Source organism: Aliivibrio sp. SR45-2 (assembly GCF_963890165.1).
Classification (GTDB): domain Bacteria; phylum Pseudomonadota; class Gammaproteobacteria; order Enterobacterales; family Vibrionaceae; genus Aliivibrio; species Aliivibrio salmonicida.
The window spans coordinates 1-9270 of sequence record NZ_CAWPRC010000208.1 but is presented as its reverse complement, the minus strand read 5'-3'; the positions used below and the strand labels follow the sequence as shown (position 1 = coordinate 9270).

The following is a 9270-nucleotide window of genomic DNA, read 5'->3' as shown; positions in this document are numbered from 1 at the left end:
TATTTATTGTCTAATAGATCGCGGTGATAAAATCCTTTCTGGTAATGGATTTTTTCTTGTTCAACATAATCAGCTAAATAAGATTTAATTGAGGGAGCAACTACCGTGATATCAGCATCCGCCTGCAATAACATATCAATTTTACGGCAAGCAACTTCCCCACCACCAACGACGAGTACTGGTCGCTTTCGTATATCCATAAAAATGGGAAAATATCTCATCCAATCTCTCACTTATCCTTTTACTTAATATCAATAATATACCTTGCTTCTCGGCATTAAGGTAGAGCGGCAACTAACCAAACTAAAAATCGCGACTTAACACATTCAACAAATAAATGAATTAACAATTTATTAACACATTTAAATGTCAGACCACTTCATTACCTCTACCTTTTAAAAATAAAGCAGCATAAATCACTAGTTATGTTGGATATGCCTGATCTTATTACCTATATTTTATTCAGTGGACGATTTCACAAATCATTCACTATTGTATATCGTTTAAATACAGTTGCTTATAAATAAGCAATTGAACTCCATCTAATGGCTAACGCAACGCACTAGATTGTGATACGCCAGTTCAATAACGGACTATTAAGGAAGAACACAGATGAATTTTAAATCAAACACTCTATTCGCAGCGATTGCAACATCAGCAGTTCTATTGTCAGCACAAGCTGCTGCCGCTGATGGAACCCTAGAAAAAGTAGTTAAGAATGGTTATCTACAATGTGGGGTTAGTACTGGTCTACCTGGATTCTCAAACCCTAACTCAAAAGGAGAATGGGAAGGTATTGATGTTGAATACTGCCAAGCCGTTGCTGCTGCCGTATTAGGCGATAAAACAAAAGTTAAATACGTGCCATTAACCGCAAAAGAGCGTTTTACTGCATTACAATCAGGTGAAATTGATGTGCTGTCACGTAATACAACGTGGACACTGCATCGTGATACTTCCCTTGGTTTAAATTTTGTAGGCGTTAACTATTACGATGGTCAAGGTTTTATGGTCAAAAAAGAACTTGGTCTCACTAGTGCGAAAGAGCTTGATGGTGCGTCTGTTTGTGTTCAATCAGGTACCACTACCGAACTAAACCTTGCCGATTACTTCCGTAATAACAGTATGGAATATAAGCCTGTCGTATTTGATACGGCGGCACAAACATCGAAAGGATTTGATGCTGGTCGATGTGATGTACTAACCACAGACCAATCAGGCCTTTATGCTCTTCGCCTAAATCTAAAAGACCCAAAAACAGCACAAATTTTACCTGAAATCATTTCAAAAGAACCCCTAGGCCCTGTGGTTCGTCAAGGCGATGATAAATGGTTTAACATCAACAAATGGGTCTTGAGCGCCATGATAAACGCTGAAGAGTATGGCATTACGTCTGCAAATGCAGATCAAATGCTTAAATCTAAAGATCCAAACATCAAACGTATCCTTGGTGTTGATGGTCCTAAAGGAAAAGGTTTAGGAATTCGTGATGATTGGGGTTACCAAGTAATTAAACAAGTGGGTAACTACGGAGAGAGTTTTGAACGTACCGTTGGTACTGGTTCTCCACTTCAAATATCTCGTGGCGTAAATGCCCTTTGGAATGCGGGTGGCTTCATGTACGCCGCACCAATCCGTTAATAATCCCACAATAAAAACAATAAATAGACGTCATATTATGGGGTGAGCTTTCACCCCTTTTGATAAATGGATTTAAGGTTGTAGCCGTATGTCATCTAAAAATAAAAATATTTTATACAACCCAACATTTCGTGCGATTTTATTTCAGGTGCTTGCAATTACTGCACTTGGCTTTTTCTTTTACACCATAGTCAACAATGCATTGTCCAATTTAGAATCTCGAGGTATCGCTACAGGTCTTGATTTCTTAGATCAAGAAGCTGGGTTTGGTATCGGTCTTTCTTTAGTGGAATACGATGAAACATACTCTTATGGTCGCACCTTTATTGTTGGATTGCTGAACACCGCCTTAGTCTCCGTTCTAGGCGTTTTATTGGCCACTATTCTAGGCTTTACTGTCGGAATAGCTCGTCTATCAAGTAACTGGTTAGTTAGCCGCTGTGCTGCTGTCTATATCGAAACGTTCCGAAATATCCCTCTTTTGTTACAAATCTTTTTTTGGTATTTTGCCGTTTTACAAGCCCTCCCTTCACCTAGACAAAGTTTAAGCTTAGGTGAAAGTATTTTCCTCAATGTTCGAGGCTTATTTTTTCCGAGCCCAATTTTTGAAGAAGGTTCTAATCTAATAGGAATGGCCGTCGTCCTTGCTATTGTGTTTATTATTTTCTTATCACGTTGGGCACATAACAAACAAACCCTAACAGGACAACAAACTCCCGTTGTGCGCTACTCCATTTTGTTGTTAATCGCGTTACCTACTCTCGCTTATTTCATTTCTGGTATGCCCGTCTCGATTGAATACCCAGAGCTGAAAGGATTTAACTTTCGTGGTGGCATCAGTATCATTCCTGAATTAGCGGCACTGGTGGTGGCACTGAGTGTTTATACCGCCTCATTTATCGCAGAGATTGTTCGTTCAGGCATTAATGCGGTAAGTCACGGCCAAACAGAGGCTGCGATGGCACTTGGTTTACCAAGAAATAAAACGCTAAAACTTGTCGTTATTCCACAAGCAATGCGGATTATCATTCCCCCTCTAACCAGTCAATATTTAAACTTAACCAAAAACTCGTCACTAGCGATGGCTATCGGTTATCCAGATTTAGTTTCTGTATTTGCAGGAACGACACTGAACCAAACAGGACAAGCTATCGAAATCATAACAATGACCATGGGCGTGTACCTTACATTAAGCCTGCTAACCTCATTCGTTATGAACATTTATAACAACAAAGTCGCATTGGTTGAGAGGTAATTATGAATACACATCAGTTTCAGCCAGATCTGCCGCCACCACCCAATACGGTAGGTGCAGTCACGTGGTTTAAAAGACATTTATTCAATGGCCCAATTAACTCAATTCTAACCCTTATTATCGCTTATCTTGCGTTTAGTGGGTTATGGAACGCTGTCAGTTGGGCATTGATTAATGCCGATTGGATAGGAACAACGCGTGATGCCTGCTCTAGTGGAGGCGCGTGTTGGGTAATGATTAACGTTCGTTGGGACCAATTTATGTATGGTTTCTATCCAACGGATGAACTATGGCGACCTCAATTATTTTACGCATTACTCGCTATTTTTGTGGCTTTGCTCGCTTATGACCATACCCCTAAGAAAGTGGCTATTTGGTTAGTTTTTGTAAATGTTTTCCCATTCTTTGCTGCCTTTTTATTGTATGGCGGCGTATTTGGGTTACCCGTTGTTGATACTCACCTTTGGGGAGGATTATTAATTACCTTAGTCATTGCGATTGTGGGTATTGTTGTATCCTTGCCGATTGGGGTTGCTTTAGCCTTGGGTCGTCGTTCTGAAATGCCCATTATTCGCAGTATGTGTACTATCTACATTGAAATTTGGCGTGGTGTTCCTTTAATTACCGTTCTTTTCATGGCTTCGGTCATGCTTCCCTTGTTTTTATCAGAAGGAATGGAGTTAGATAAGCTATTTAGAGCCTTAATAGGGGTCGTCCTATTCAGTGCTGCTTATATGGCAGAAGTTATTCGTGGTGGCTTACAAGCCATACCTAAAGGTCAATATGAAGCGGCAGATGCACTCGGCTTAGGGTACTGGAAAAAGATGCGTTTAATTATTCTTCCTCAAGCCTTAAAAATCACTATCCCTTCCATCGTAAATACCTTTATTGGTTTATTTAAAGACACAAGCCTTGTACTCATTATTGGGATGTTTGATGTACTTGGTATTGGTCAAGCTGCAAATACCGATCCTGAGTGGTTAGGATTTTCAACGGAAAGTTATGTCTTTGTCGCTTTGGTTTTCTGGGTGTTCTGTTTCTCTATGTCGAGATACTCCATCTATTTAGAAAACAAACTTCATACAGGCCACAAGCGATAATTAACAGAATTCAAGGATGTAGTTATGACGACTCAACAAGATTATATGATCCAATTAGAAGACATGAACAAATGGTATGGTCAATTTCATGTTCTTAAAAACATTAACTTACAAGTTAAAAAAGGCGAGAAGATAGTTATTTGTGGCCCATCAGGCTCAGGCAAGTCAACGATGATCCGCTGTATTAATCGTTTAGAAGAACATCAAAAAGGCCATATTTTTGTCTCTGGTACCGAACTAACTGAAGACTTAAAAAATATTGAGGCGGTACGCAGAGAAGTCGGTATGTGTTTTCAGCACTTTAATCTGTTCCCTCATTTAACCGTATTAGAAAATTGCACACTCGCGCCAATTTGGGTGAAAAAAATGCCAAAATCAGAAGCGAATGCCTTAGCGATGCGGTTTCTGGAACGTGTGAAAATTCCAGACCAAGCCGATAAATACCCAGGGCAACTATCTGGAGGACAACAACAACGAGTCGCCATTGCACGTTCACTGTGTATGAATCCACAAATCATGCTGTTTGATGAGCCAACATCAGCGCTCGATCCAGAGATGGTACGTGAAGTACTCGATGTAATGGTTGAATTAGCAGATGAAGGCATGACAATGCTGTGTGTAACTCATGAAATGGGGTTTGCAAAAGAAGTTGCTGATCGCGTCATTTTTATGGATGCAGGGGAGATTATTGAAGAAAATAATCCTATCGATTTCTTTGAAAACCCACAGTCGGATCGTACTCAATTATTTTTAAGTCAGATTCTGCATCACTAAATAACGAACAATTAACATACAGCAATCAATATTGCTGATAAACTCAACAAACAGCGATCTTAGGATCGCTGTTTGTTGTTACAGATACTTACAAACTTCATCAGCTAAGTTAATGTACTGATGTAAAATGGTTTCCAGCTCAACTAATTCAGTTCAAAAAACAGAACTACCTTGATTTTTTGAACTATAGGCATCATAACTGTCTATATATTTATGTCTGTCCATTCCAAGGGGAATACGATGAATAATCAAATGTTCGGCCAAACTCGCACACAAGAGTCGGCTCTACAAACGAATAAAGTATTACGTAATACTTATTTCTTACTGTCTATGACATTACTATGGTCAGCATTAGTTGCTGGCGTATCAATGGCTCTGAACTTACCTCGTCCAGGTATTATCATTATGCTAGTTGGTTTCTACGGTCTATTGTACTTAACAGAAAAGAACCGTAACAACAGCATGGGTCTTCTATTTACATTCCTATTTACTGGCTTCTTAGGCTACACCATTGGTCCAATTCTAAACATGTACATTGGTGCAGGAATGGGCGATGTTATCCTAACGGCTCTTGGCGGTACTGCACTGTCATTCATGGCTGCATCAGCGTATGCCTTAACAACTAAACGTGATTTATCATTCCTTAACGGTGTAATGATGGCTGGTTTTGTTGTTCTACTCATTGGTATGGTTGCGAATATCTTCCTACAAATGCCTCTGTTGCATCTTGTAATGAGTGGTATGTTCATCTTGTTTTCTACTGGTGCGATTCTGTTAACAACACAATCAATCATCCGTGGTGGCGAAACAAGCTACATCTCAGCAACGATTACATTATATGTATCAATCTACAATATCTTCATCAGTCTACTAAGTATTCTTGGTATCATGCGTGACGATTAATCGATAGCATTTGAAACATTAGCTAATTCGATACAATAAAAAATGCCAGTCATAATGACTGGCATTTTTGTTTCTGTTTTTTCTCTTATCCCAATGCAATAAATTAGATGATTTCTTCATTACGGTATTGGTATTATCACGACACTTTAAACACTAATCTGTGTACATATTGCATTCTTCATTAATGTCTTCTGGTGGTAGATAATGTTCTCTCACATAAAATTTATTAAGAAGACGAATTACCGAATGTTTCTTTACCGGTTTTTCATCCATTAATCCATGAAGCTTTCTTGCTACATTCTGAATCGTTAATAAATTCTCTAAAGGCAGAATCTGTTCTAGTTCATTGCGAAAACTGTGCGCTTCTTCATACCCATTTGCGACGGCAAGATAAGCCCAAACGTAAGCAACTGCATTATGAGAAGACGATATATTTTGATTGTATTGCGATGAACGTAACTGCGCTTCAGGGCTTTTAAGTTCCCCCCCACGTTCTGACCAATATATTGCTTTGTAAATATTTTGCGGTGTTCCAATACCATGATAATAACAAGAACTGACTGTCACCATCGCTTTAGGATCATCTTGGTAAGCGGCTCTCAACATCCAATAAAAACCTTCAGGATGTCCATTTTCAAGTTTTTGATACCATTGAGCTAAAAACCATTGAGCTGAAAGATCATTATTCAAAGCCAGTGTTGTTATTATTTTCGTACCCGTTTCAATGCTTTTCTCGCACCCTTTTCCTTCTAGATACATCTTCCCTAGTGACAATGAAGAAACAACGTCTCCTTTGCTATCACCTAATACGGCATCCCAATAACCTGATTTCTCTTTTGCATCATGATCATCGTAATTATTATCATATAAACGAACTAAGGCATAATAAGCTTGTTGACTACGCTGCTCTGCGGCTTTTAAGTACCACTTAATCGATCCATTTTGATCGACTAATTCCAAATCAGCACCTAACGCCAATTGTGCGGTTAAATTGCCCTTTATCGCTCGCTCGATTTTATCTTTACGATCAGTATCTGAATCAAATTCAACCATCGTTGATTGATTATCAAAACGCCTACGTTTGTTAGCTGTTAACACCCTTTTCTTTTCGACGGCTTGAAAATGCATAATAAAAACAATTAAGCATATAACGCTACCACCAAGAAATAAGAACCAATACATATGTAATTATCATCGATAAAATTGAACACGGTTTAATGCTCTATTCTAATGAGTTTCTTTCTTAATTTGAATGAATACCTTTCTTAAACCGTTTTTAAGTCGATAAATCTTCTCAAAACTCTAAAAAAGAACAGTATTCATGACCATATCTCACTTTTATTGCTCATTCCTACCTTTGTTACTGGTTTTTTCTATTAATTTAGCTAATGTAATAAGTAATTAAATCATTATATTTTATGGTAATTATGAAACGATTCTCTCATTTCTTATTTCTTGCTTTCACTTTACTGCTCTCTCCGGTTAGCTACGCGAGTTGGGGCCTAACAAATGATCAACCGATTGAGATCAGTAAACCCGCTCAAGAAATTGATACCGAGGTTCAAGCTCTTCCTGAACAGCATTTTTTCTCAAACAACAATTACGCTCAGGTTAAGCGACTTTTATCTAACACCATGCTTCAACAAAGTAAGCATACTGAAAAACTAAGAGAAGCACTAACTGCGTATAAAAATGACGCGACAGAAAACAATTGGTTAACCGTAGAAGAAAATCATCAATCATTAAATTCATTAAACTTAAGTAAACAACAGTTACTTCAATTAACGGACAGTACAACGCGAGAGCAACTGACCGGATTCGGTCCTTACGGTGTAACTCAGTTTTATTCAGAGCTCAGCATAACTCGGCTCAACATTGAATATTACTTACACTACCAAATTCGTAGTTTCAAAAATTTACTTCGTGATTTAACGATTTCGCCAGTGCCCGCGATTAGCGTCATATTTAAGGTATTGTGTGTATTTTTTGTTTTTAATTGGTGGATGCGTAATAACGCTCGCTTAATTAGTGACTTTAAAAAATCAAAATTAGAAGGCGCGACAAAACCAAATCTTCTTATCCGTACTATTTGGTATTTTAGCCGAGCACAGAAAGCGATTGCTTGGTTATTACTTATCACGGTCACTCTTCGAATTATTTCGACCTTACCAAGCTTACAACACCTTATATTCTTAGAGATATTTACATGGTGGATCTTAGGCGGTTCTATTGCGGTAAGTTTGATTCTTGAATTTGCGTATCGAAACAGCAAACACAATAAAAAAGAAACTATCGCACTTCGTTTATCTACCATCCGTCGTTATATTTGGGGTGCCATTTTTGCTGGCGTAATTCTCCAAATTTCATCGCGAACGTTAGGAGAAGGGACGATTTATGCTTGGATTAATTCTGCGGTGTATTTATTCTTTATCTTGCTGACAATCATTACTCTAAGACAATGGAAAGCAACGATTTTTGAACGCATTCATAATTTAGACCCATTACCTTTATCCATTCATTGGGCTGTCAGAAATAAAAATACATTCTTAATCTCAATTATCGCGACGGCTTGTGGTTCTGCATGGTTAGTTTGGCGATCGATTCAGCACGTCATCGTATCGACGTTATCTCAATACACGGCGTTCAGCCATGCACTCGCCTATTTGTTCCGAATTGAAGTTGCAAAACAAACGGAAGTCTCACGCGAACAATCAAATCTAGTAAGGATCAAGGGCGGACTCGCTTTTGATTTTATTTCTCCGGGCTCTGAAGACTCGGAACTTATCGAAGATTACGCTAAAGAAGAAATGACGGCACTTTCTCGTTATTTACTCACAGAAAGCCCTGCGGTGTGTGTTCTATCAGGTGAGCGTGGCGTGGGCACAACAGCCCTACTCAACCGTATTTTAAATAAAGTTAAAAACGCCCAACCACTTTACCTAAATTGCCCCTATGACGGTTATTCAGCTCTACTTCCTGAATTAGCAAGACAACTTGGACTATCAGAAGAATCGAGTGAAAGAGACATTCTTCAACACCTGAGAAACAGTGACACATGCTATTTGCTTGCTTTTGATAATGCTCAACGTTTGGTGAAGCCTAAAGTCAATGGGTTAGCAGATTTAATGAAGCTCACAAATCTATTAAGACGAGCAAGAAAAAGCCATCGTGTTGTATTGGCTATTGAGAAATCAAGTTGGCGTTTTATTGACCGAGCTCGTGGAGAAAGATTGTTATTTGATTTGGTCACTTTCATGCCGAAGTGGACTGAGAAACAAATTGGCAGTTTATTAGAAAGCCGAATTGTAAAAACAAATGAGCAACAACTCTCTTTTGATGGCTTAGTTTTACCTAGACAATGGGATGAAGAGACCTTAACAGAAGAAGAGCGCGCTAAGAATGGCTTCTACCGCATTCTATGGGATTATTCTGATGGTAACCCAACGGTTGCTTTACGTTTCTTTAGATTGTCTCTGCACCGTGATAAAGATACTGATGCCATTTTGGTTCGTTTATTTAGAGCACCGCACTCTGATGACCTAGAAACCATGCCAAAACCCATGCTGGCCGTATTGCGATCCATATTACAATTGGAAA

The 9270-nt window shown here is 38.7% G+C and carries 8 protein-coding genes; 6 read left to right on the top strand and 2 right to left on the bottom strand.

Going from position 1 to position 9270, the window contains the following annotated elements:
• On the bottom strand, window positions 1-221 hold a 221-nt coding region (locus AACV33_RS19895; protein ID WP_304503141.1), incomplete at its 3' end, for a precorrin-2 dehydrogenase/sirohydrochlorin ferrochelatase family protein.
• Between the two features lie 391 nt (window positions 222-612).
• On the opposite strand from AACV33_RS19895, the gene AACV33_RS19890 reads away from it, so the two are divergent.
• The 5 genes from AACV33_RS19890 (at window position 613) to AACV33_RS19870 (ending at window position 5673) form a co-directional block, all read left to right on the top strand.
• Complete coding sequence (locus AACV33_RS19890; RefSeq protein ID WP_182700577.1) at window positions 613-1641, top strand: amino acid ABC transporter substrate-binding protein; 1029 nt, start codon at window positions 613-615, stop codon at window positions 1639-1641.
• Between the two features lie 88 nt (window positions 1642-1729).
• Complete coding sequence (locus tag AACV33_RS19885; RefSeq protein WP_023603479.1) at window positions 1730-2896, top strand: amino acid ABC transporter permease; 1167 nt, start codon at window positions 1730-1732, stop codon at window positions 2894-2896.
• A 2-nt stretch (window positions 2897-2898) separates the two neighbouring features.
• Complete coding sequence (locus AACV33_RS19880; protein ID WP_182700576.1) at window positions 2899-3996, top strand: amino acid ABC transporter permease; 1098 nt, start codon at window positions 2899-2901, stop codon at window positions 3994-3996.
• 24 nt (window positions 3997-4020) lie between these two features.
• Window positions 4021-4770 (top strand): amino acid ABC transporter ATP-binding protein, encoded by a 750-nt coding sequence (locus tag AACV33_RS19875; RefSeq protein ID WP_017023622.1) that lies wholly within the window; start codon window positions 4021-4023, stop codon window positions 4768-4770.
• Between the two features lie 240 nt (window positions 4771-5010).
• Complete coding sequence (locus AACV33_RS19870) at window positions 5011-5673, top strand: Bax inhibitor-1 family protein (RefSeq protein ID WP_012550590.1); 663 nt, start codon at window positions 5011-5013, stop codon at window positions 5671-5673.
• A gap of 153 nt (window positions 5674-5826) precedes the next feature.
• Here the strand turns inward: AACV33_RS19870 and AACV33_RS19865 are convergent, their stop codons facing one another.
• Window positions 5827-6855, bottom strand: a complete 1029-nt coding sequence (locus AACV33_RS19865) for a tetratricopeptide repeat protein (RefSeq protein ID WP_182700575.1) — start codon at window positions 6853-6855, stop codon at window positions 5827-5829.
• A gap of 245 nt (window positions 6856-7100) precedes the next feature.
• Here AACV33_RS19865 and AACV33_RS19860 point away from each other — a divergent pair.
• Window positions 7101-9270: ATP-binding protein (locus tag AACV33_RS19860; protein ID WP_182700574.1), on the top strand; the 2170-nt coding region annotated here is incomplete at its 3' end.

Excerpts from the sequence above, each read along its gene's own strand:
- AACV33_RS19880 (WP_182700576.1), top strand. The coding sequence starts at position 2,899 with ATGAATACACATCAGTTTCAGCCAGATCTGCCGCCACCACCCAATACG.
- AACV33_RS19870 (WP_012550590.1), top strand. The coding sequence starts at position 5,011 with ATGAATAATCAAATGTTCGGCCAAACTCGCACACAAGAGTCGGCTCTA.
- AACV33_RS19865 (WP_182700575.1), bottom strand. The coding sequence starts at position 6,855 with ATGTATTGGTTCTTATTTCTTGGTGGTAGCGTTATATGCTTAATTGTT.
- AACV33_RS19890 (WP_182700577.1), top strand. The coding sequence starts at position 613 with ATGAATTTTAAATCAAACACTCTATTCGCAGCGATTGCAACATCAGCA.
- AACV33_RS19885 (WP_023603479.1), top strand. The coding sequence starts at position 1,730 with ATGTCATCTAAAAATAAAAATATTTTATACAACCCAACATTTCGTGCG.
- AACV33_RS19875 (WP_017023622.1), top strand. The coding sequence starts at position 4,021 with ATGACGACTCAACAAGATTATATGATCCAATTAGAAGACATGAACAAA.